This window comes from Agromyces mediolanus (assembly GCF_044917495.1).
Taxonomy (GTDB): Bacteria; Actinomycetota; Actinomycetes; order Actinomycetales; family Microbacteriaceae; genus Agromyces; species Agromyces mediolanus_B.
The window spans coordinates 62,472-83,024 of the sequence record NZ_JAVSSI010000012.1 but is presented as its reverse complement, the minus strand read 5'-3'; the positions used below and the strand labels follow the sequence as shown (position 1 = coordinate 83,024).

The window sequence follows — 20,553 nt, the reverse complement described above, 5'->3', positions numbered from 1 at the left end:
GTAGGCGCACGCGCTCCGCGAATGGTTGCGGTGCGACGCGGGAATATTGCGCCGAACGCGAGAACCGCGCCACCGATCGCACCACCGCACACGAATCCGAAAGCAGACGCATAGGCGATGCATAGCCGCCGCCCGTACCGTCGCTCCTGGCCGGGCGACGGACTCCTCCGCACCGGCCCGGCGCGCGGCATCCGCTGCGGTCCCGTCGCGGACGCCCGCCGAATCCGACCAGACGAAACGAGTCCCTCATGACCCGCTCCCGCCCTTCCGCCGCCGTCGCCCTCGTCGTGCCGACGATCGCACTCGCCGGTTCCGCCGTCGTCACGGTGATCGGCGCGATGTGGACCTCCTCCGCGAACGCGACGCTCACGGCCGCCCTGACGAGCGGCACGGGGACCGCCGTCGACGTCTACGGCAGCCAGTCGGAGATCGTCGTGTCCTCGGGCCTGCTCACGGGCGGCATCGTCGGCCTCGTCGTCTCGCTCGCGCTCTTCGCGGTGCTCATCGGCTTCGGTGCGCTCTCCCGCACGGCCGCGCCCGTGCTCGCCGCCGAGCCCGAGTTCGTCGAGGAGGTCGTGATCGAGGAGACCGTCGTCGAGGAGGTCTCGCCGCTCGCGGACGCGGAGCCCGCCGAGGCCGCCGCCGAGCCGGCCGCTGCCGAGGCTGCACCGGCCGCCGAGCCGGCCGCCGCCGAGGCTGCACCGGCCGCCGAGGCAGCCGACCCCGCGGCGCCCGCCGACCCCTCGGCCCCGCGGGCCTGAACCGCCTCACACAACTCAGGAGCGTCCGGCCGGCATCCCCGTGATCACGCGGGGACGCCGTCCGGGCGTTCGGCGTATCCGCCGGATGTTCCTGAGTTGTGCGCGCGGGCCGGTGCGGGCCGGTACCGTGCAGGCATGGGTGCGGGCGCGAGCGAGGAGCTGCGGACGGCGGCCGAGGTGCGAGCGGCGCTCGCAGCGGCATCCTCTCCCGAGCGCGCCGCCGGCGCCGCGCGCTTCTTCAAGACCGGGCCGGGCGAGTACGCCGAGGGCGACGTCTTCATCGGGGTCACCGTCCCCGCGACGCGCGCGCTCGTGCGGCGCTCGCTCGCCCTGCCCGCCGCCGAGACCGCCGAGCTCGTCGCGAGCCCGATCCACGAGGAGCGGCTCGCCGGGCTGCTCGTCATGGTCGAGCGGTTCCGGCGGGCGGGGCGCGCCCGGGGCCGCGACGACGGGGTGCGTCGCGCCGAGCACGAGGCGTATCTCGCCGCGGTCCGCGCCGGGCACGTCGACAACTGGGACCTCGTCGACGCGAGCGCCGAGGTGCTCGTCGGCGAGGAGCTCTACGCCGCGCTTCCCGCGGTCGTGCCCGTCCCCCCGCTCGTCGCGGAGCTCGCGGCATCCGCCTCGCTCTCGCAGCGCCGGGTCGCGGTGCTCGCGACCTTCGCCGCGATCAAGGGAGGGGATGCCGCCCCCACGCTCGCCCTCGCGGAGCGGCTGCTCGACGATCCCGAGCCGTTGCTGCACAAGGCGGTCGGCTGGATGCTGCGCGAGGTCGGCAAACGGGTCGACCGAGGCGCGCTCACCGGCTTCCTCGATCGCTTCGCCGCACGGATGCCGCGCACGATGCTGAGCTACGCGACCGAGCACCTCGATCCAGAGGAGCGCGCCGGGTACCGCGTCCTGCGCTGAGCTGCGCCCTGCGCCGAGCCGCGCCCTGCGCTGAGCCGCGCCCTGCGCTGAGCCGCGCGCTGCGCCGAGCCGCGCCCTGCGCTGAGCCGCGCCCTGCGCTGAGCCGCGCCCTGCCGGCCGATCAGGGCTGGCGCACCCGGGGGCGCGGGTGCAGGCTGGAGCCGGGCGCACCCCGCTCGGCGGCGCCCGGCCTCGGAGCAGGAAGGATCGCACCATGCAGATCGAGCCCATCCAGCACGAGCCGCCCTACCGGGTCGGCCTCTTCATCGGCAGTCTCGCGAGCGACTCGATCAACCGGCTGCTCGCGACTGCGCTGATGCGGCTCTCGCCGCCGGAGTTCGAGTTCCACGAGATCGTGTACCGCGAGCTGCCGCTGTACAGCCGCGACTACGACGCCGACTACCCGCAGACGGCCCGCGACTTCAAGGCGTCGATCCAGGCGTCCGACGCGCTCCTGTTCGTGACCCCCGAGTACAACCGCTCGCTGCCCGGGCCCCTGAAGAACGCGATCGACTGGGCCAGCCGGCCGTGGGGGCAGAACGCGCTCACCGGTCGGCCGAGCGCCGTCATCGGCGCGTCGACCGGGGCGATCGGCACCGCCGTCGCGCAGCAGAGCCTGCGCAGCATCCTGAGCTTCTGCAACGCCCCGCAGATGAACTCGCCGGAGGCCTACCTGCAGCTGAAGCCGGGGCTCATCGAGCCGGACGGCGAGGTGACGGTCGAGAGCACCCGGGAGTTCCTCACGATGTTCATGGGGCGCTTCCTCGAGTTCACCACGCGGGTGCTGACGGTGCTGCCGCGCCCCGACTGAGCCCCCGAATACTCGAGTTGCCCGAATCCCATGGAATTCGGGCAACTTGGAAGGAGGCGACTCGGTTCAGCGCAGCCCGGGCCCGCTCACGCCCACTTGCGCACGGCCCAGCGCTCGAAGAGGCCGACGACCGCGTCGGTGAGCTTGCCGAGCACGGCGAGCAGGATGATCGCGAGGAAGATCCGGTCGATCCGGCCGTTGTTGCCCGAGTCGACGAGCAGGAAGCCGAGCCCCATCGAGCTCGCGATGAGCTCCGCGGCGACGAGGAAGAGCCAGGACTGCGCGAGCGCGAGCCGCAGCGCCGACACGACGGAGGGCACCACGGCGGGCAGCTGCACGACCGAGAGCAGGCGCACGCCGCGGAGCCCGAACGCCCGCCCGGCCTCGAGCAGCTGCCGGTCGACGTGCCGGAGGGCGGCCGCGACGATCGTGTACACCGGGAAGAACGCGCCGATCGCGATGAGCACGACCTTCGACTCCTCGCCGATCTTCAGCCAGAGGATGAGCAGCGGCACCCAGGCGAGGGAGGGGACCGCGCGGATCGCGCCGAGCGTGGGCGAGAGCAGGATGTCGCCGAGCTTCGAGAGCCCGACGATGGCGCCGATCGCGAGGCCGAGCGCCGCTCCCACCGCGAAGCCGACGAACACGCGCTGCGTCGAGATCGCGACGTAGAGCCCGAGCAGTCCGCGCTCGGCGAGGTCGACGCCCGCCGTCCACACCATCTCCGGGCTCGGCAGCATCGACACGGGCACCGCGCCCGAGGTCGAGGCGAGCTGCCAGGCGATGAGGAGCGCGACGGGCAGGAGCGCGCCGCCGACGATCCGGAACCAGCGCCGGTCGACCAGGCGGCGGCGCGGGGAGACGGCGGATGACCCGGCGGGGCCGGTCGGGGCATCCGCACCGTCCGGGGCATCCGCTCCGTCCCGGCCGGATGCCCCGCGCCGGTCGATCCCGGACGCGCCGAACGGCCCCGCCGCGGCGACCGCGAGGCCGCGGTCGGCGACGGGGGCGTTCGACTGCCGGTCGACCGAGCTCACGCCCGCGCGCCCGGGCTCGGCGCCGGCGCGGCCGGCGTCGAGCCCGGTGCTCGTGAGCGCGTCGCCGCGCGAGGCATCCGTCGTCATCGAGGCGCCTTACTCGAAGCGCGCCGGGTCCGCCTCGGTGGCGAACTCGTCGTTGATGAGCGAGGCGAGGGCCTCGTCGACCTGCTTCTGGTTGGGCACGTCGCCGAGCTCGACGAAGATCGGGCCGATCTTCTCCAGCACGGCGACCTGGGCATCGCCGGGCACGTGGTCGACGTCGAGGTTGGTGCGCTCGTCGATCACCTTCGTCGCGACGGCGAGGTCGAGACCCGCGACGTCCGCGAGGATCTGCGCGGTCTCCTCGGGGTTGTCCTGCGCCCACTGGCGCGCGTGCTCGTAGGCGTCGACGACGGCCTGGGCGACCTCGGGCTTCTTCGCGATGAAGTCCTCGGTGGCGTTCAGGAAGCCGTAGGAGTTGAAGTCGACGTTGCGGGAGAAGAGCGTCGCGCCCTGCTCCTCGGCGCCGGCCATGATCGGGTCGAGGCCCGCCCAGGCCTGCACCGAGCCGTTCTGCAGCGCGGCCCAGCCGTCGGCGTGCTGCAGGTTCTGCACGGTGATGTCGGAGGCGGAGAGCCCCTCGGCCTCGAGCGTCTGCAGGAGGAAGAAGTACGGGTCGGTGCCCTTCGTCGCGGCGACCTGCGCGCCCTTCAGATCGGCGACGGAGGAGACCCCGGTGCCGTCGACCGTGACGAGCGCGGCCCACTCGGGCTGCGAGAAGATGTCGATGACCTGGATCGGCGAGCCGTTCGACCGGGCGAGGAGCGCCGCGGAGCCCGCGGTCGAACCGACCTCGATCGCCCCGGCCCGGAGCGCCTCGTTGGCCTTGTTCGAACCGGCCGACTGCACCCAGGTGACGTCGAGCCCGGCGTCCTCGAGCCAGCCCTGGTCCTTGATGACGAGGCTCAGCGGGTTGTAGGTGGCGAAGTCGATCGCGAGGGACTGGCCCTCGAGCGAGCCCGACTCGGCGCTCGGGTCGGGCTGGGCGGCCTGGCCCTCGCCGGCGACGCAGCCGGAGAGCAGCAGGGCGCTCGCGGCGGCGCCCGCGACGAGCGCGGTGCGGATGAGACTGGTGCGGGACATGTGACTCCTCGGGGGATGGGGGGGCGATTCCGGCCCGGCGCGCTCAGTAGGGGAACGCCGGGATGGTGCTGGTGGCCTGGATGCCGCGGGCGGCCCCGTGCCGGTCGATGCCGAGCCCGTCGAGCAGCCGGCCGCGGAGCTCGGCGAGCTCGGCCGAGCCGCGGTCGCGGGGACGGGTGCCGGGGACGACGACGGTCTGGCGGATGCCGGCGCCCGGCGCCGCGCCCTCCTCCTCAGGCGCCGAGCCGAGCACGACGATGCGGTCGGCGAGCTGCAGGGCCTCATCGACGTCGTGCGTGACGAGCAGCACGGTCGTCGGTTCGGCGGCGTGGACGTCGAGGAGCAGGTCCTGCATGCGCAGCCGCGTGAGGGCGTCGAGCGCGCCGAACGGTTCGTCGAGCAGGAGCACGTGCGGCGAGCGGGCGAGCGCGCGGGCGAGGGAGGTGCGCTGCGCCATCCCGCCGGAGATCTCACGGGGGCGGTGCTCGGCGAACTCCGCGAGCCCGACGAGTTCGAGGAGGCGTGCGACGTGCGCGCGTCCGGCGGCGCGGGCGGTGCCGCGCGGCAGGCCCAGCGCGACGTTCTGCGCGACCGTGCGCCAGGGCAGCAGCCGCGGCTCCTGGAAGCCGATCGCGCTGCGGGTGTCGTAGTCGGCCACGGGGGAGCCGGCGATCGTCACCCGTCCGCTCGTGGGCCGGTCGAGGCCGCCGGCGATGCGCAGCAGCGTCGACTTGCCGCAGCCGCTCGGACCGAGGATCGCGAGGATCTCACCGGCCTCGACGATGAGGTCGACGTCGCGGAGCACCGGGCGGGGGCCCGATGCCGTCGCGAACGCGCGCCCGACGCCGCGGAACTCCACGGGCAGCGCTGTTGCGCTCGTGCTCGTCGGCGTCGCGGACATGTCGGCTCCCGGGCTCCGGGCTCGCCGGAACCGATCGGCGGCACCGCATCGGGGGAGATCGGCGCGCAGGGCGGTGTGGATGCCCCGACGGTACCGATCGGGCGGCGGTGCTGTCAGCCCGGCGCGACCCATGGCGTAACACGGCGCGCCGCCCGCGCCGCGGGCTCAGCCGAGTCGGCGGCCGCTCGAGTCGGCGGCGGCTCAGCCGAAGATCATCGGCAGGTCGCCGTCGTCGTCGCCGCCGAGGTCGAGCTCGACGAGCACCGGCACGTGGTCGCTCGGGGCGTCGCCCTTGCGCTCGTCGCGGTGGATCGAGGCGCTCGTGACGGCCTCGGCGAAGGCCTCCGAGCCAAGGATGAAGTCGATGCGCAGGCCCTCGTTGCGGGGGAAGCGGAGCTGCTTGTAGTCCCAGTAGGTGAAGAGCCCCTCCGGCACGCGGGCGCGCACGACGTCGCGGACGCCGGCGTTCTCGAGCGTGAAGAAGGCCTCGCGCTCGGCGGGGGAGACGTGCGTCGTCTGCCCGACGACGACGGTGGGGTCGCCGTTGTCGCTGTCGAGCGGGGCGACGTTGAAGTCGCCCATGAGCGCGAAGGGGAGCTCGGGGTGCGCGCTCGTCTGGGCGCGGGTGTACTCGGTGAGCGCCGCGTACCAGTCGAGCTTGTAGGTGTAGTGCGGGTCGCCGAGCGCGCGGCCGTTCGGCACGTAGAGGCTCCAGATGCGCACGCCGTCGACGGTCGCGCCGATCGCCCGGGCCTCCCGGGGGAGGTCGGGGCCCTCGTGGCCCTTCAGGAAGCCGGGCATGCCGGGGAACTCGTGCTCGACGTCGTGGATGGGCGCGCGGCTCGCGATGGCGACGCCGTTCCACTGGTTCAGCCCGTGGATCGCGAGCTCGTAGCCCGCCTGCTCGAACGCCTCGTGCGGGAACTGCTCGGGCTTGCACTTGATCTCCTGCATCGCGAGCACGTCGACGTCCTCGCGCACCATCCAGTCGACGACACGGCCGACGCGGGTGCGGATCGAGTTGACGTTCCAGGTGGCGATGCGCATGGGATCCAGCGTATCCGCCGCCGCTGACGCGCTGGCGCCGACGCGAACGGCCGCGGATGCCGGAAGGCACCCGCGGCCGTGAGCCGATCCGCTGCGATCAGCAGCGCTTCAGCGGCTCCGCGAAGGAGATCTTCGAGAAGTAGCCGATGAGGTACGCCTCGTAGACGCGGAGCTCGGAGATGTGCTGCTGCACGGTGTTCGGTACGCAGTTCGGCGGCACCGTGTACATCGGCGCGCCGTAGCGACCGCCCGCGAGCGCCGCACCGGAGAGCGCGTCGGGGAACTTCGTCCCGTTCGTGATGAAGGCGTAGACGGAGCTGCTGCCCGGGGTGTTCCACGCCCAGTCGTTGATCGCCATCGAGGTGCCGTAGCGGTCCTTGCCGGAGAGGCGGAGCTTGCCGTAGTCCCACCAGAGCTGGTTCTCGATGCCGGTTGAGACGGCGCCGGTGCCGCCGGCGATCACGACCGCGTCGGGCTGGCGATTGGCGACGGTCTGCATCGTCGCGGCATCGACCTTCGCTGCGCGACCCGGGACGATGAGCACCGGCTCGCGGTACGCGGCCGCGGCGTTGCTCGCGGCGAGCGCGTCGGGGAAGTCGACGCCGGTCGCGATCCAGACGTATTGGCTGGTACCGAACGCGGTGTCGACGATCGCCCGCGACGTGCCGTATCGGTCCTTGCCCGCCAGCCGCTTGATGCTCGCCGACGGCACGCGGGCCTTCACGGCCTGCTCGACCTTCGCGGAGACGGCACCGGTCCCGCCCGCGATGAAGACCTTGGCCGGCTTCAAGCGCGTGAGCTGGGCGGCGATCTTCGCGGGGAGCGCGGTCGGCTGCACGAGCAGCAGCGGACCGCCGCACGTCGCGGCGGCCGGGGCCGCGCTCAGCGCATCCGGGAAGTTCGCGCCGGAGGCGAGATAGACGCAGTCGACGCCGACCGGGAAGTCCTCGGCGATCGCGGCGGAGGTCTCGTAGCGGTCGGCGCCGGCGATGTAGCCGCTCAGCAGCGGGGCGAGCATCTCATCGATGCCGGTCGCGGTCTGACCATCCGACACGGTGATCGGCGTCGCGGACGTGGCGTAGGCCGCGTTCCGCCAGAAGTCCGGCAGGAGCTTCGTGCCCTTCGCGGGATCGCGGAAGAGCGCCAGATACTGGCCCGCCGGCACTCCGGTCACGGTGTAGGTGCCGTTCGCCGCGCTCGTGGCGGTCGCGACCGCCGGAGGCAGGGTGTCGCTCGAGGGCTGGTACGGATGCACGGAGACCACGGCCCCGGCCAGCGGGGCCTTCGTCTTGGCGCCGGTCATCTTGGTGACGGTGCCGCTGATCGATCCCGTCGCGGCAGCGATCGGCGCGAGGTCCTGCGTTCCCGCGGTCGCGGAGAGCTCGGCGGCCGCGGCCGCGGCGGACACCCCGAGGTCGCGAGTGCGAGGGGCCAGAGGGTCGCCGGCATCGCTGCTCGGGGCCTCGGCGGTGGGCACGGGTCGGCCGAGCGGCTCGTCCTCGGCGGCGTTCGCCGGAAGGGCGCCGAACGCGGTGAGGGCCAGACAGGCTGCAGCGGCCAGGGTCGCGCGCCAGGGCGTCGCGCGAGGGCGTCGGGTCATGTGAGGTGTTCCTTACTGGAGGGGCGGCTCCGATTGGGCCGTGATGCGGACGATACGGAGCACACCGGCCGGAATCGACTCCCCCGTTCTGGGGGTTCGCCCGTCGAGGGCGATGCCGGCCCGTCGCCGGCCGGGCCCCGCGCCCGAGAGCGCCGACTGCCGCGCGTCCGCCATTGCTGCCATGATCGAATCCGAGCGAGGAGGCGACGATGGGATTCAGCGTCGAAGGCGTCGAGGGCATCGGCGAGATCACGGCGGGCGCCGATCTGGCGGCGATCATCGCGGGGGCCGCCTCGCTGGAGGACGGCGACATCCTCGTCGTCACCTCGAAGATCGTCTCGAAGGCCGAGGGGCGCCTCGTCGAGGCAGCCGACCGCGAGGAGGCGATCACCGCGGAGACCGTGCGCGTCGTCGCGACCCGGGAGTACGACGGCGGCGTCACCCGCATCGTCGAGAACCGGCAGGGCATCGTCGGCGCCGCGGCCGGCGTCGACGCCTCGAACTCCCCCGACGGAACCGTGCTGCTCCTCCCCGTCGACCCCGACGGCTCGGCGCGCGCGCTCGCCACCGGGCTGCGGGAGCTCACCGGTCGGGAGGTCGGCGTCATCCTCTCCGACACGCTCGGCCGTCCGTGGCGCGAGGGCCAGACCGACATCGCGATCGGCGCGGCCGGGGTGCACGTGTTCGACGACCTCCGCGGCCAGGTGGATGCCTCGGGCAAGGCGCTCGCGGTCACGATGCCGTGCGTCGCCGACGAGCTGGCCGGCGCGGGCGAGCTCGTGAAGGGCAAGAGCGCGGGCGTGCCGGTCGCGATCGTGCGGGGGCTCGGCCGCTACGTCGGCGACCTCGACCTGCCGGGTGCGCGGTCCATCCAGCGGCCGTCCGAGCGCGACCTCTTCCGGCTCGGCGCCGACGAGGCGTACGACGAGGGGTACCGGGCGGGATTCGACGAGGCGCAGGCGGAGGACGGCGAGCGCTGAGCCGGCGGCCGCGGGAGCGCTGAGCCGCGCAGGCGACGGCGCCCGCGCGAGTACTGAGCCGCGCAGGCGACGGCGGCCGGTTGCGCCGCATCCGCGATCTTGGATCCAATTTGCGTGCCCGGCGACGATCCATCCGCTAGCCTCGTCGCCATGAGCGAACGCGACAGCCGCGCCGGATCGACCACGAGCGCGCCGAGCGCCGAGGCGCTGCAGCGCCTGGCGGGCCGCCACCAGGCGGGCTACCGCTCGGTCGGCACGATGGCCTACGACATCCTCCGGGACGCCATCCTCGACGGGACGCTCGCGCCCGGGCAGAAGCTCCGGCAGGAGACCCTCGCCGAGACCATCGGCGTGTCGCGGCTGCCGGTGCGCTCCGCGCTGATCCAGCTCGAGGCCGACGGCCTGGTCGAGTTCCACGCCCGCCGAGGGGCCGTCGTGAAGGCGCTCTCCGCCGATCAGGCGCGCGAGGTCTACGACATCCGGGTGCTGCTCGAGGTCGACGCGCTGCGCCACTCGATGGACGAGATGACGCCCGAGCGCATCACCCGGCTCCGCGAGCTCGGCCGGATCGCCGACGCCGAGGAGGAGGGCGCCGACTTCGTCGATGCCCGCACGCAGTTCTATGCGGAGCTCTACGGCGCGGCCGCGCGCCCGGTGCACTGGGAGATGATCGAGCAGCTGCGCCTGAAGGTCGGCCGCTACGTGCTCGGCTGGCGCCTCGTGGGCGGCGGCGAGCACGGGCACTCGCACGAGGCGCTCGTCGCGGCGGTCGAGTCGGGCGATGCGGATGCCGCGGCCGAGGTGCTGCGCTCGCACCTGACGGGCGTCCGCGACGCGGTGCTCGAGATGCTCTCCACCGAGGGCGGTGCCGCCGCGCGCTGACGCCTGCGGCCCCGATGGGCCGGCCCCTTGCTTTTGGATCCAGTATCCGAAATACTGATGCGGCGGGAGGTGACCCGCCTCGCGAGCTCGCTCGCGTGACGCCGGAACGACGACGCGTCAGGATGGAGGAGTGTCAGTGCACATCGGCTACGCCGCAATGCTCGAGCAGTTCCCGCCGTCCGACGCCGTCGCCTTCGCCGCTGCGGCGGAGCGTCACGGCTTCAGCGGCACCATGGCCACCGACCCGTTCCAGCCGTGGTTGCCGCGTCTCGGCCAGGCCTCGCACGTGTGGAGCGTGCTGGGTGCGGTCGGCGCGGCAACCCGGGGCGACCTCGGGCCCGGGGTCACCACCCCGACCTTCCGCATGCACCCCGCCGTCGTCGCCCAGGCGAGCGCGACGCTCGCCTCGATGTACCCGGGGCGGCACTGGCTCGGTATCGGGTCCGGGGAGGCGATCAACGAGCACGTCGTCGGCGCCTACTGGCCGGAGCCGCCCGACCGCATCGCGCGCATGTTCGAGGCGGTCGAGCTCATCAAGAAGCTCTTCGCGGCCTCGATCGCCGGGCGCGACGTGCGCCACGCAGGCCCGAGCTTCAAGATGGAGTCCACCCGGCTGTGGACCATGCCGAAGGTCGCGCCCGAGATCTACATCGCGACCGCCGGCCCCGTCACCGCGCGCCGCGCCGGCCGCGTCGCCGACGGGCTCATCACGCAGAGCGGGCCGTCGGAGCGGCTCGAGGTGCTGCTCGCCCGCTTCGCCGACGGCGCCCGCGACGGCGGCCGCGACGCGTCGAAGATGCCCCGTGTGCTGCAGCTGCACCTCTCCTGGGCCGAGACCGACGAGGAGGCGATGCGCAACGCGCTCGCCGAATGGCCCATCGCCGGCATGCGCTTCGGCCGCGGCGACATCCGTTCGCCCTTCGAGCTCGAACAACTCGCCCGCACCGTGCGCCCCGAGGACTTCGCCGGACGCATGGTCGTCTCCGCCGACCCCGATCTGCACCGGGCCGAGATCCAGCGGCACCTCGACCTCGGCTTCGACCGCATCTACCTGCACAACGTGGGCCGCAACCAGCTCGAGTGGCTCGAGGTGTTCGGCCGCGACGTCCTGCCGGGGCTGCGCCCGTGAGCGGCGGCGACTGGGTCGTGGTGATCCCCGTGAAGGCGTTCGCGGCGGCGAAGTCCCGCCTCCGCCCGCAGCTCGGCGCCGAGCAGCGGGCCGCGCTCGCCCGGGCGTTCGCGCTCGACACGGTCGACGCCGTGCGCCGCGCCGACCGGGTCGCCGAGGTCGTCGTCGTCACCGGGGAGACCGCGCTCGGCGCCGAGCTCGCCGCGCTCCCCGAGGTCGAGCTCGTCCCCGAGCCGGGCGAGCCCGGGCTCACGTCCGCGATCGAGCTCGGCATCGCCCACGTCAGGCACGGCGGCGGCCGGCATCTCGCGGTGCTGCTCGGCGATCTGCCGGCGCTCCGCTCCGGTGCGCTCGACGACGCCCTCGACGCGGCGTGCGGGCACCGGCTCGCCTTCGTCGCCGACCTCGAGGACACCGGCACGACGCTCGTCACCGCGCTCGCGGGCACCGGGCTGCGGCCCGGCTTCGGACCGGACTCCGCGGCCGCCCACCGTTCGGCCGGCTTCGCCGAGCTGTCCGCGCTCGGCGACATCGACCCGGGCCTCCGGCGCGACGTCGACACCGTCGAGGCGCTCGAGGCCGCGCTCGGCCTCGGCGTCGGCCCGCGCACGGCCGAGGTCGTCGCCGCGTTCGCCGACGAGGCGCTGCCGCACGCGGATGCCGAGGCATCCGCCGCTGCATCCGTCCAGGCATCGGCCGAGGCATCCGCGCGGAAGACCGGCTCGCGTCCGCGCGTTCTCACTACCCAGCAGTTCTCAGCAGAAGGAGACCAATCGTGACCCTCACCCTCGGGTACAAGGCCAGCGCCGAGCAGTTCGACCCCCGCGAGCTCGTCGAGATCGCCGTGGCCGCCGAAGGCCACGGCATGGAGTCGGTGTTCGCGAGCGACCACTTCCAGCCGTGGCGCCACACCGGCGGGCACGCGCCGTTCTCGCTCGCGTGGATGGCCGCCGTCGGCGAGCGCACCAGCTCGGTGAAGATCGGCACGAGCGTGATGACGCCGACGTTCCGCTACAACCCGGCCGTCCTCGCGCAGGCGTTCGCCTCGCTCGGCATGCTCTACCCCGATCGCATCATCGCGGGCTTCGGCTCCGGCGAGGCGCTGAACGAGATCGCGACGGGCTTCCGGGGCGCGGGCGAGCAGGACTGGCCCGAGTTCCGCGAGCGCTACGCGCGGCTGCGCGAGTCGGTGCGCCTCATGCGCGCCCTCTGGAACGAGGAGGGGCAGGTGAACTTCCAGGGCGAGTACTACTCGACCCACGATGCCTCGATCTACGACCGCCCGGAGCAGGCCGTGCCGATCTACATCGCCGCGGGCGGCCCGCAGGTCGCGAAGTACGCGGGGCGCGCCGGCGACGGCTTCATCTGCACCTCGGGCAAGGGCGCGGAGCTCTACGCCGATCAGCTCATGCCCGCCGTGAAGGAGGGCCTCGCCGCACGCGACGACGGCCGCACCTTCGACGAGTACGACCGGATGATCGAGATCAAGCTCTCCTACGAGGAGACCGAGGAGGCCGCGCTCGAGAACACCCGGTTCTGGTCGCCGCTCTCGCTCTCGAAGGAGCAGAAGCACGACATCACCGATCCCGTCGAGATGGAGCGGGCCGCCGACGCCCTGCCGATCGAGCAGATCGCGAAGCGCTGGATCGTCGGCACCGACCCCGACGCCGTCGTCGAGCAGATCGGCCAGTACATCGACTGGGGCTTCAACCACCTCGTGTTCCACGCGCCCGGGCACGACCAGCGCCGCTTCCTCGAGCTCTTCGAGCGCGACCTGGCGCCGCGTCTCCGCGCCCGCGGCTGAGTCGCGGCGGGCGAGCCGTCGCCCTCGAGTTCCGGGCCCGGCGCGTGGGTGAGCGTGCCGGGCCCGGTCCTGTGCACGCCCTTCTCCCATCCCGCCCGGCCTTGCCGCGCTGCGAGCTGCACGACCGAACCCGGGACGCGCCGTCGCCGCACGGCGTGCCGCCGGTATCGTCGTGCGCCTCGCAGCGCGCGGGGATGGTGCGGGCGGGGATGGTGCGGGCAGGGCAAGCCGAGCCGGGGATGGTGCGGGCAGGGCAAGCCGGGCCAGGGCAGGCCGGGCGGCGCCTCCTCAGTGCAGGCCGGGGCGGTTCACGCTCGGCGGGATCGCGCAGTAGTCGTAGAAGTACCGGCTCGGTTCGCCCTCGTCGGAGACGTCGACGATCACGTTCGCGCCGGAGTGCGGCAGCTCGTCGCCCGCGAGGGTCCAGACCGAGAAGTGCCAGATGCCGCGCACCGCGTCGTCGAGGAGGCCCCGCCCGTCGACGACGAGCACGGCGTCGGGGCCGCCGTCGTCGCCCGCGCGGAACGGCTCGACCGTGCCGCTGCGGAGCTCCGCCTCGCTCACCGCGCCGAGCGAGCGGCGCGCGACCTCGTCACCGGATGCCTCGGCGATCGCCCGCCCGAGGGCGTCGGCGTAGCGCGCGGCACGCCCGGCATCCGCGCCGTCGACCGCGACGAGGCGTCGTCCGCGATTCGCGTTGTGCAGGAACTCGGCGGCGATGCCGTCGACGACCGATTCGCTCACTCCTCCAGGCTACGCGCCCGGCACGCCACCGGTGCCGGCGGGGACCGCGCCGGTCACCGGCGACGACGACGCCAACGACGACGCCTCCGCGGCCGCCCCGGCGGCGACGGCGATGAGCGGGCGCCCGGTGATCGGGTGGTCGATGATCTGGGCGCGCACGCCGTACACCTCGTGCACGAGTTGCGCGGTGAGCACCTCGCGGGGCGGGCCGGCCGCGACGACCCGGCCGTCCGCGAGCACGAGCACGTGGTCGGCGTACGCCGCCGCCTGACTGAGGTCGTGCAGGGCCGCGACGACCGTGAGGCCGCCCCGGGCGAGGCCGGCGAGCAGCTCCAGCGCGACGAGCTGCGCCGAGAGGTCGAGGTGGTTCGTGGGTTCGTCGGCCAGCAGCAGTTCGGGCTCCTGGGCGAGCGCCCGGGCGAGCGTCACGCGCTGGCGTTCGCCGCCGGAGAGCTCCCCGATCCGCCGTCCGGCGAGATGCTCGGCGCGGGTCGCCTCGAGCGCGTGCGCGACGAGCGCGTGGTCGCGCGGCCCGGCGGGCGCGAAGGCGCCGAGGTGCGGAGTGCGGCCGAGCAGCACGGCCGCGGACACCATGAGCTGCGGGTCGAGCTCGGCCTGCTGCTCGGCGAGGGCGACGAGGCGGGCGCGCTCCCGGCGGCGCATCCGGCCGAGTTCGCGGCCGTCGAGGGCGAGTGCGCCGTCGCCGGCCCGCTCGATCGCGGCGATGAGGTGCAGCAGGGTGGACTTGCCCGCGCCGTTGGGTCCGATGAGCGCGGTGAGCGCGCCGCCGGGCAGCGTCGCATCGATCCCGTCGATGATGGTGCGGCCGTCGCGGGCGAAGCGCACGCGGTCGAGGTCCAGGGTCATGCGGTCCTCCTCGAGCGTGGCAGCAGTCGGGCGAAGCGCACGCGTCCCCCGGTCCGCGATCCGGGCATCATGCTGTCCTCCTCGAGCGGAGCAGCAGCCAGGCGAACACCGGCCCGCCGATCAGTGCGGTCAGGATGCCGACCGGGAGCTCGCGCGGGTCGAACAGCGTGCGCGCGCCCGTGTCGGCCCACACCAGGAAGATCGCCCCGGCGAGGGCCGAGAGCGGCAGCAGCGCGCGGTGGCCCGGGCCGGTGACGAGTCGCACGGCGTGCGGCAGCACGAGGCCGACGAAGCCGATCGAGCCGCTGACGGCGACGAGGGCGCCGGTCAGCAGCGCGGTGCCGCCGAGCAGCAGAGCGCGGCTGCGGGCGACGTGCACGCCGAGCGCCGCGGCCCCGGACTCGCCGACGGCGAAGGCGTCGAGGGTGCGGGCGCTCGCGACGAGCGGGGCGCCGACGACGAGGAGGGCGCCGCCCGCAATCGCCACCGAGCTCCAGTCGGTGCCGGAGAGCGAGCCGAGCAGCCAGTTCAGGATCTCCCGGTAGCTGTCGTTCGTCGCGCTCCAGAAGATGACGAGGCTCGTGACCGCGCCGAACACGCTCGTGACGGCGATGCCGGCGAGCACGGTCGTGGTCGGGGCGAGGCGCCCGCCGCGACCGGCGGCGAGGGCGAGCCCGAGCGTCGCGACGAGGGCGAGCACCGCGCCGCCGAAGGCCGCGAGGGGCAGCAGCAGCCCCCAGCCGAGGACGAGCACGACGACCGCGCCGACGGAGGCCCCCGAGGACAGTCCGAGCAGGTACGGGTCGGCGAGCGGGTTCCGCGTGATCGCCTGCATCACCGCGCCGCAGAGGGCGAGGCCCGCGCCGACCGCGGCGGCGGTGAGCACCCGGGGCATCCGCAGCTGCCAGACGATGCCGTCGCGGAGCGGCGAGAGCGTCGGCTCGCCGAAGCCGAGGTGCGCGGCGAGGCTCGCGAGCACCTCGCCGGGGGAGAGCTCGGCGGGGCCGAGGGTGACGGCGACGACGATGGATGCCACGAGCAGCACGATCCCGACGAGGCCGGCGAGGAGCGCCCGCCGGCCGAGCGGGCGGCTGCCGAGCGGGCGGCTGCCGCGCGCCCGTCCGCCGCGCGGTCGGCCGCGCGGACCTGCCGCGGCGGGCGGGGCCGGGCGCACGTCGCCGACCGGGCCCGGGTCGCCGACCCCAGCCGTCGTCTCCGTGCGCCCGGCGGTGCGCATCAGCCCGCCTGCGCAGCCAGCTGGTCGACGAGCGACTGGACGGCGGAGACGTTGCGCACGCCGGCCTCGGTCGCGGGGAAGTCGACGACGAGGAACCGCTCCTGCGCGACGGCGGGCAGCGCCGCCGTGACGGGGTTCTGCTGCAGCAGCTCGATCTTGGACGCCGCGGTGTTCCAGGGGGCGTCGACGAGGACGATGACGTCGGGCTCGGCGTCGACGATCGCCTCCCAGCTCATCGAGGTCCAGGTGTCGTGCACCTCGGCGGCGACGTTCTCGAGGCCGGCGGCGTCCATGATCATCTGCGGGGCGCCGATGCCTGCGCCGACGAAGGGCGTGTCGGTGCCCGAGCTGTACCAGAGGGCGGTGAGCCCGTCGGTGTTCGGCTCGATCGCGTCGAGCGCGGCGCGCTGCTCGGAGACGAGCTCGGCCGCGGCGTCCGGCACGTCGAAGATCGCGCCGAGCTCCTCGAACTCGCGGAAGACCTCGTCGAAGGTCAGCGGGTCGGGCATGTAGCCCTCGCCCTTGCACGCGGCCGGGGCGACGTAGCTCGCGACGCCGAGGGCGGCGAGCTGATCGCGTTCGCCGGCGCCCTCGGCGGAGAGGTTCGACTCCCAGCCGGCGTAGACGAGGTCGGGCTCGAGCTCGAGCGTCGCCTCCTGCGAGGGCACCTTGTCGGAGACGGCCGGCACGCCGACGAGCGCGTCGGCGTACTCCTCGGGGACGGGGCCGTCGCTGAAGGCGGTGCCGACGACGCGGTCGCCGAGGCCGAGCGCGAGCATGAGCTCGACCGTGGAGGACTTGATGGTGACGACGCGCTCGGGCGCGGCGTCGAAGGTGACCTCGGTGCCGCAGTTGTCGATCGTGAGCGGGTAGCCGGTCGAGGCGGCGGCGGATGCCTCGGGCCGCTCGGCCGAGGCGGGGGCGGCGCAGCCGGCGAGGGCGGCGGTCGAGGCGACGGCGAGGCCGAGCGCGGTGGCGACGAGCGCCGGTCCGCGCAGTCGGGCGGGGCCGCCGCGGCGGGCGGACGCGCGGGGCGGGGTGGGGCCGGTGGAACGGCCGGGACTGGTGGTCATGCGGATCTCCTGGGCAGGGGCGAGCGATGCGGAATCCGACGAGGTCGGCGACTCGCGGCCCAATCCCGGACCACTGGTGACACCGGGCAATCCCGCCCGGCCGTCGCAGAAGAGCCTAGCTCCGAGAGCGATCTCGGATCAATACTGGATTCTGGATCCAAGATACGACATGATGGGCTCGGCGGGCCCGATCGGAAGCTTCCGGTCGACACCGCGGATGCCGATTCATCCGCCGCGTGCCGGGCCCCGCGCAAGGAAGCGTCGAGATCCGGGAGGACCCGCATGAGAAGCACAGGCGTCGAGTTCTACAGCGAGGGCGATCGCATCGCCGCCATCTGGCGTACGCCCGAGACGCCGGGCCCGTACCGGGCCATCGTGCAGGGTCCGGGCTGGCTCGGCCTGAAGGACGCGAAGCTCTACGTGCGCTACCACGAGGCCCTCGTCGCCGCCGGCTTCGCCGTGCTCGTCTTCGACTACCGCGGCTTCGGCGACTCCGAGGGCGACCGGGGCATCCTCTCGCCCGCGCGCCAGCTGCAGGACCTCGTGAACGCCGTCAGCTACCTGACCACCCGCGACGACGTCGTCGCCGACGCGATCGGCGTCTTCGGCACCGGCGGCACGGGCGGCGGCAACGCCGTGCTCCTCGCCGACGTCGACCCCCGCGTCAAGGCGGCCGTCAGCCAGGTGCCCGTCGCCGACGGCACCGACTGGCTGCACCGCATGCGCGAGGAGCACGCCTGGCTCGCCTTCCTCGCGAGCCTCGAGGAGGACCGCCGGCTCCGCGTCACCACCGGGCAGGGCCGCCTCGTGCACCCCCGCGAGGAGATCATGGTGCCCACCCCCGAGCGCCGCGCCACGAACATCAAGGCCGACGTCGACGACCGCATCCCCTCCGCCATCCCGCTGTCCTGCGCCGAGGAGATCCTCGCCTACCGGCCCATCGACGCCGCCAACCGTCTCGCGACGCCGCTCCTCGTGATCGGCGTCGAGGGCGACGCGACCACCCCCACCGACCACGCCGAGGCCCTCTTCGCCGCCGCGAAGGGCCCGAAGCAGCTGATCATGCAGCGGCACACCACCCACTACGCGGCCTACGACCGCTACTGGGAGCAGACCACTCCGCTCATCGTCGACTGGCTCGACCGCTACGTGCGGCCGAGCGACGTCGTCGTGCGCACCACCACCTCGCCCGGCCAGGGCGAGATCACCGAGCTCATGGAGGCACCGAAGTGACCATCGACCTCAGAATCGCGGGCGGCACCGTCGTCACGCCCGCCGGCCCCGAGCGGGCCGACGTCCTCGTCCACGAGGGCCGCATCGCCGGCCTCGTCGGGCCCGATGTCGCGATCGACGCGGTGCGCACCGTCGACGCCACCGGCCGGCTCGTGCTGCCCGGCATGGTCGACGTGCACGTGCACACCCGCGAGCCCGGCTACGAGCACAAGGACGACATCCTGACGACGACGCGCCAGGCCGCGGCCGGCGGCGTCACGACGATCTTCGGGATGCCGAACCTGAACCCGCCGACGGTCGACGTCGAGACCCTCACCGACGTGTTCGAGCGCTACGCCTCGACCTCGATCGTCGACTGGAACCACAACCCGGCGCCGACGAAGTTCGACGAGATCGAGCCGATGGCCGAGATGGGCATCAACGCCTTCAAGATCTACATGGTCGTCGACACGGGGCGCACCTACCCGCACCCGGCCGGCACCGGCATCCACGACCACGGCCACCTGCTGCAGATCATGGACCGCATCGCGAAGACCGGCAAGCGCTTCATCGTGCACCCGCACGACCAGGCGCTCATGGACTACATCGAGGGCGAGGTGCTCGCCCGCGGCGAGAACACCCCGCAGGGCTACGCCTCCGCCTACGCCGCCCGTGAGGGCGTCATCTGGGACACGGCGATCGACGTCGTGCTGCGGCTCGCCGAGGCATCCGGATGCCCCGTCCACATCGCGCACATCCAGACCCGCCGCTCCATCGAGGCGGTGCGCCGCGCGAAGGCCGCCGGCATCGACGTCACCTGCGAGGTGAACCACTGGGCGCCGTTCCTCTCCACCTGGAACGACGTCGAGACCCTCGGCCCGTACGCCCTCTCCTACTGGGTGCCCGACGACAACCGGGCCGCCATCTGGGAGGGCATGCGCGACGGCACCATCGACATCGCGAGCTCCGACCACGCGCCGCACACGCGCGAGGAGAAGGAGATCGGCTGGACCGAGATGTGGAGCGCGCACACCGGCACGCCCGGCATCCAGTACTACTACGAGCTCATGCTCGACGCCGTGAACCGCGGCGAGCTGACCCTCGAGCGGGCCGTCGACATGGTCGCGACGATCCCCGCCGACAAGTTCGGCCTCGCGGGCGTCAAGGGCACCATCCAGGTCGGCGCCGACGCCGACCTCGTCATCGCCGACCCCGCCCACGAGTGGACGATCACGAACGACGACGTGCTCTCGAAGATCGGCTGGACCCCCTACGACGGGCGCACCATCAGCGCACGCATCGAGCGCACCCTCGTGCGCGGCGAGGACGTGTACGCCGACGGCGAGGTCGTCGGGACGCCCGGTCACGGAAAGCTCGCGGCCGCCCCGGCCGCAGAAGCCGCGGCACGCGCCGCCGAACCCGCGCTCGCCGCGAAGGAAGGGAACTGACATGAAATTCGGACTGCTGCTGCCGCACTTCGGCGAGGAGGCGAGCAAGGAGAAGCTGCTCGAGGGCTCGAAGCGCGCCGAGGAGCTCGGCTTCGACTCCGTCTGGGTGCGCGACCACCTCGTGTTCGAGCCGCACGGCGAGATGGAGAAGCCGAACCGCACCTTCTACGACGCGCTCACGACGCTCACCGCGATCGGCGCCGTCACCGAGAAGCTCGAGCTCGGCACCGGATCGCTGATCCCCTTCCGCCACCCGCTCGTCACCGCGCTCATGGCCGGCACGATGACCCAGCTGCTCGGGCCGCGCCTCATCCTCGGCTTCGGCGCCGGCACCTTCGACCACGAGTTCGAGGCGATCGGCTGGGGCGACCTCAACCGCGTCGACATGGTGCGCTCGAACGCCGAGATCCTGAAGCGGGTCTTCACCGAGAACGACGTCACCTACGACGACGGCATCTTCTCCTTCGAGAACGTCACGATCGAGCCGAAGCCCGTCGGTGGCCGGGTGCCGTTCTGGTACTGCGGCGCGACCCCGCGCTCGGCGCGCCTCGCGGCCGAGTACGCGGACGGCTGGATGCCGGGCCGCATCTCCCTCGCGTCGATGGCCAAGCGCATCGACGTGATGAAGGAGATGACGGATGCCTCGGGCCGCCCGATGCCGACCGTGGCCGTCATCCCGCCGACCTCGATCGAGGAGACTCGCGAGGAGGCGCTGAAGCACGTGAACGTGCCCGGCCTGCTCGCCTGGGCCAACAAGGCCAAGTTCGCCGTCAAGCCGCCGTCGGGTAGCTTCGAGACCGTCGAGGACCTGGAAGGCCAGCTCATCGTCGGCAACCCCGATGAAGCGGTCGCCGAGCTCAAGAAGTTCGAGGCGACGGGCGTCGAGCACGTCGTGTTCGACTTCCGGTTCAAGTTCGACAAGTTCTTCGACCAGATCGAGCTGCTCGGCAGCGAGGTGCTGCCGAAGATGCGCTGACGCGGCAGCT

General features: G+C 73.3%; 19 protein-coding genes and 1 pseudogene. 11 read left to right on the top strand and 9 right to left on the bottom strand.

Annotated features, from left to right (window positions below):
• Positions 1 to 248 precede the first annotated feature (248 nt).
• From ROT00_RS15530 to ROT00_RS15520, 3 genes are all read left to right on the top strand, one after another.
• Entirely contained in the window at positions 249 to 761 is a 513-nt protein-coding gene (locus ROT00_RS15530; RefSeq protein ID WP_404775934.1) for a hypothetical protein, read from the top strand.
• A gap of 135 nt (positions 762 to 896) precedes the next feature.
• Positions 897 to 1,670: a DNA alkylation repair protein gene (locus tag ROT00_RS15525; RefSeq protein ID WP_404775933.1), complete on the top strand. Its 774-nt coding sequence runs from the start codon at positions 897 to 899 to the stop codon at positions 1,668 to 1,670.
• A gap of 214 nt (positions 1,671 to 1,884) precedes the next feature.
• Entirely contained in the window at positions 1,885 to 2,481 is a 597-nt protein-coding gene (locus ROT00_RS15520) for an NADPH-dependent FMN reductase (protein WP_404775932.1), read from the top strand.
• A gap of 86 nt (positions 2,482 to 2,567) precedes the next feature.
• Here the strand turns inward: ROT00_RS15520 and ROT00_RS15515 are convergent, their stop codons facing one another.
• The 5 genes from ROT00_RS15515 to ROT00_RS15495 form a co-directional block, all read right to left on the bottom strand.
• Positions 2,568 to 3,326, bottom strand: coding sequence for an ABC transporter permease (locus tag ROT00_RS15515; RefSeq protein ID WP_404775959.1), 759 nt, complete (start codon positions 3,324 to 3,326; stop codon positions 2,568 to 2,570).
• 288 nt (positions 3,327 to 3,614) lie between these two features.
• Positions 3,615 to 4,643 carry an aliphatic sulfonate ABC transporter substrate-binding protein gene (locus ROT00_RS15510; RefSeq protein ID WP_404775931.1) on the bottom strand — a complete coding sequence of 343 codons (1,029 nt, stop codon included), beginning with the start codon at positions 4,641 to 4,643 and terminating at the stop codon, positions 3,615 to 3,617.
• 43 nt (positions 4,644 to 4,686) lie between these two features.
• Positions 4,687 to 5,544 (bottom strand): ABC transporter ATP-binding protein, encoded by an 858-nt coding sequence (locus ROT00_RS15505; RefSeq protein ID WP_404775930.1) that lies wholly within the window; start codon positions 5,542 to 5,544, stop codon positions 4,687 to 4,689.
• A 201-nt stretch (positions 5,545 to 5,745) separates the two neighbouring features.
• The gene (locus ROT00_RS15500) at positions 5,746 to 6,591 is read right to left on the bottom strand and encodes an exodeoxyribonuclease III (protein ID WP_404775929.1); all 846 of its coding nucleotides are present in this window, start codon (positions 6,589 to 6,591) and stop codon (positions 5,746 to 5,748) included.
• Between the two features lie 97 nt (positions 6,592 to 6,688).
• Complete coding sequence (locus ROT00_RS15495) at positions 6,689 to 8,191, bottom strand: cell wall-binding repeat-containing protein (protein WP_404775928.1); 1,503 nt, start codon at positions 8,189 to 8,191, stop codon at positions 6,689 to 6,691.
• 209 nt (positions 8,192 to 8,400) lie between these two features.
• Between ROT00_RS15495 and cofE the strand changes: the two genes are divergently transcribed.
• The 5 genes from cofE (at position 8,401) to fgd (ending at position 12,986) form a co-directional block, all read left to right on the top strand.
• Complete coding sequence (gene cofE / locus ROT00_RS15490) at positions 8,401 to 9,171, top strand: coenzyme F420-0:L-glutamate ligase (protein WP_404775927.1); 771 nt, start codon at positions 8,401 to 8,403, stop codon at positions 9,169 to 9,171.
• Between the two features lie 150 nt (positions 9,172 to 9,321).
• Positions 9,322 to 10,053: a GntR family transcriptional regulator gene (locus ROT00_RS15485; protein WP_404775926.1), complete on the top strand. Its 732-nt coding sequence runs from the start codon at positions 9,322 to 9,324 to the stop codon at positions 10,051 to 10,053.
• 130 nt (positions 10,054 to 10,183) lie between these two features.
• Entirely contained in the window at positions 10,184 to 11,182 is a 999-nt protein-coding gene (locus ROT00_RS15480) for a TIGR03557 family F420-dependent LLM class oxidoreductase (RefSeq protein ID WP_404775925.1), read from the top strand.
• On the top strand, positions 11,179 to 11,961 hold the full coding sequence (gene cofC, locus ROT00_RS15475) for a 2-phospho-L-lactate guanylyltransferase (RefSeq protein WP_404775924.1): 783 nt from the start codon (positions 11,179 to 11,181) through the stop codon (positions 11,959 to 11,961). The genes ROT00_RS15480 and cofC overlap by 4 nt, the downstream gene beginning before the upstream one ends.
• Positions 11,958 to 12,986 (top strand): glucose-6-phosphate dehydrogenase (coenzyme-F420), encoded by a 1,029-nt coding sequence (gene fgd / locus ROT00_RS15470; protein WP_404775923.1) that lies wholly within the window; start codon positions 11,958 to 11,960, stop codon positions 12,984 to 12,986. Before cofC ends, fgd begins: the two co-directional genes overlap by 4 nt.
• A gap of 288 nt (positions 12,987 to 13,274) precedes the next feature.
• Here fgd and ROT00_RS15465 read toward each other — a convergent pair whose 3' ends face one another.
• The 4 genes and pseudogenes from ROT00_RS15465 to ROT00_RS15450 all read right to left on the bottom strand — a co-directional run bounded on the left by ROT00_RS15465 (position 13,275) and on the right by ROT00_RS15450 (position 16,907).
• Complete coding sequence (locus ROT00_RS15465; RefSeq protein ID WP_404775922.1) at positions 13,275 to 13,730, bottom strand: nucleoside/nucleotide kinase family protein; 456 nt, start codon at positions 13,728 to 13,730, stop codon at positions 13,275 to 13,277.
• A 357-nt stretch (positions 13,731 to 14,087) separates the two neighbouring features.
• Positions 14,088 to 14,597: pseudogene (locus tag ROT00_RS15460) on the bottom strand (ABC transporter ATP-binding protein); the annotation flags it as partial.
• A 67-nt stretch (positions 14,598 to 14,664) separates the two neighbouring features.
• Positions 14,665 to 15,834, bottom strand: coding sequence for a putative F420-0 ABC transporter permease subunit (locus tag ROT00_RS15455; protein WP_404775921.1), 1,170 nt, complete (start codon positions 15,832 to 15,834; stop codon positions 14,665 to 14,667).
• The gene (locus tag ROT00_RS15450; protein ID WP_404775920.1) at positions 15,834 to 16,907 is read right to left on the bottom strand and encodes a putative F420-0 ABC transporter substrate-binding protein; all 1,074 of its coding nucleotides are present in this window, start codon (positions 16,905 to 16,907) and stop codon (positions 15,834 to 15,836) included. Before ROT00_RS15450 ends, ROT00_RS15455 begins: the two co-directional genes overlap by 1 nt.
• A 282-nt stretch (positions 16,908 to 17,189) precedes the next feature.
• Here ROT00_RS15450 and ROT00_RS15445 point away from each other — a divergent pair, with 282 nt between their 5' ends.
• From ROT00_RS15445 to ROT00_RS15435, 3 genes are read left to right on the top strand one after another with little or no spacing between them, the layout of a single operon-like run.
• Complete coding sequence (locus tag ROT00_RS15445; protein ID WP_404775919.1) at positions 17,190 to 18,140, top strand: alpha/beta hydrolase; 951 nt, start codon at positions 17,190 to 17,192, stop codon at positions 18,138 to 18,140.
• The gene (locus ROT00_RS15440) at positions 18,137 to 19,567 is read left to right on the top strand and encodes a dihydroorotase (protein WP_404775918.1); all 1,431 of its coding nucleotides are present in this window, start codon (positions 18,137 to 18,139) and stop codon (positions 19,565 to 19,567) included. The genes ROT00_RS15445 and ROT00_RS15440 overlap by 4 nt, the downstream gene beginning before the upstream one ends.
• 1 nt (position 19,568) lies before the next feature.
• On the top strand, positions 19,569 to 20,543 hold the full coding sequence (locus ROT00_RS15435; protein WP_404775917.1) for an LLM class flavin-dependent oxidoreductase: 975 nt from the start codon (positions 19,569 to 19,571) through the stop codon (positions 20,541 to 20,543).
• Positions 20,544 to 20,553 lie beyond the last annotated feature (10 nt).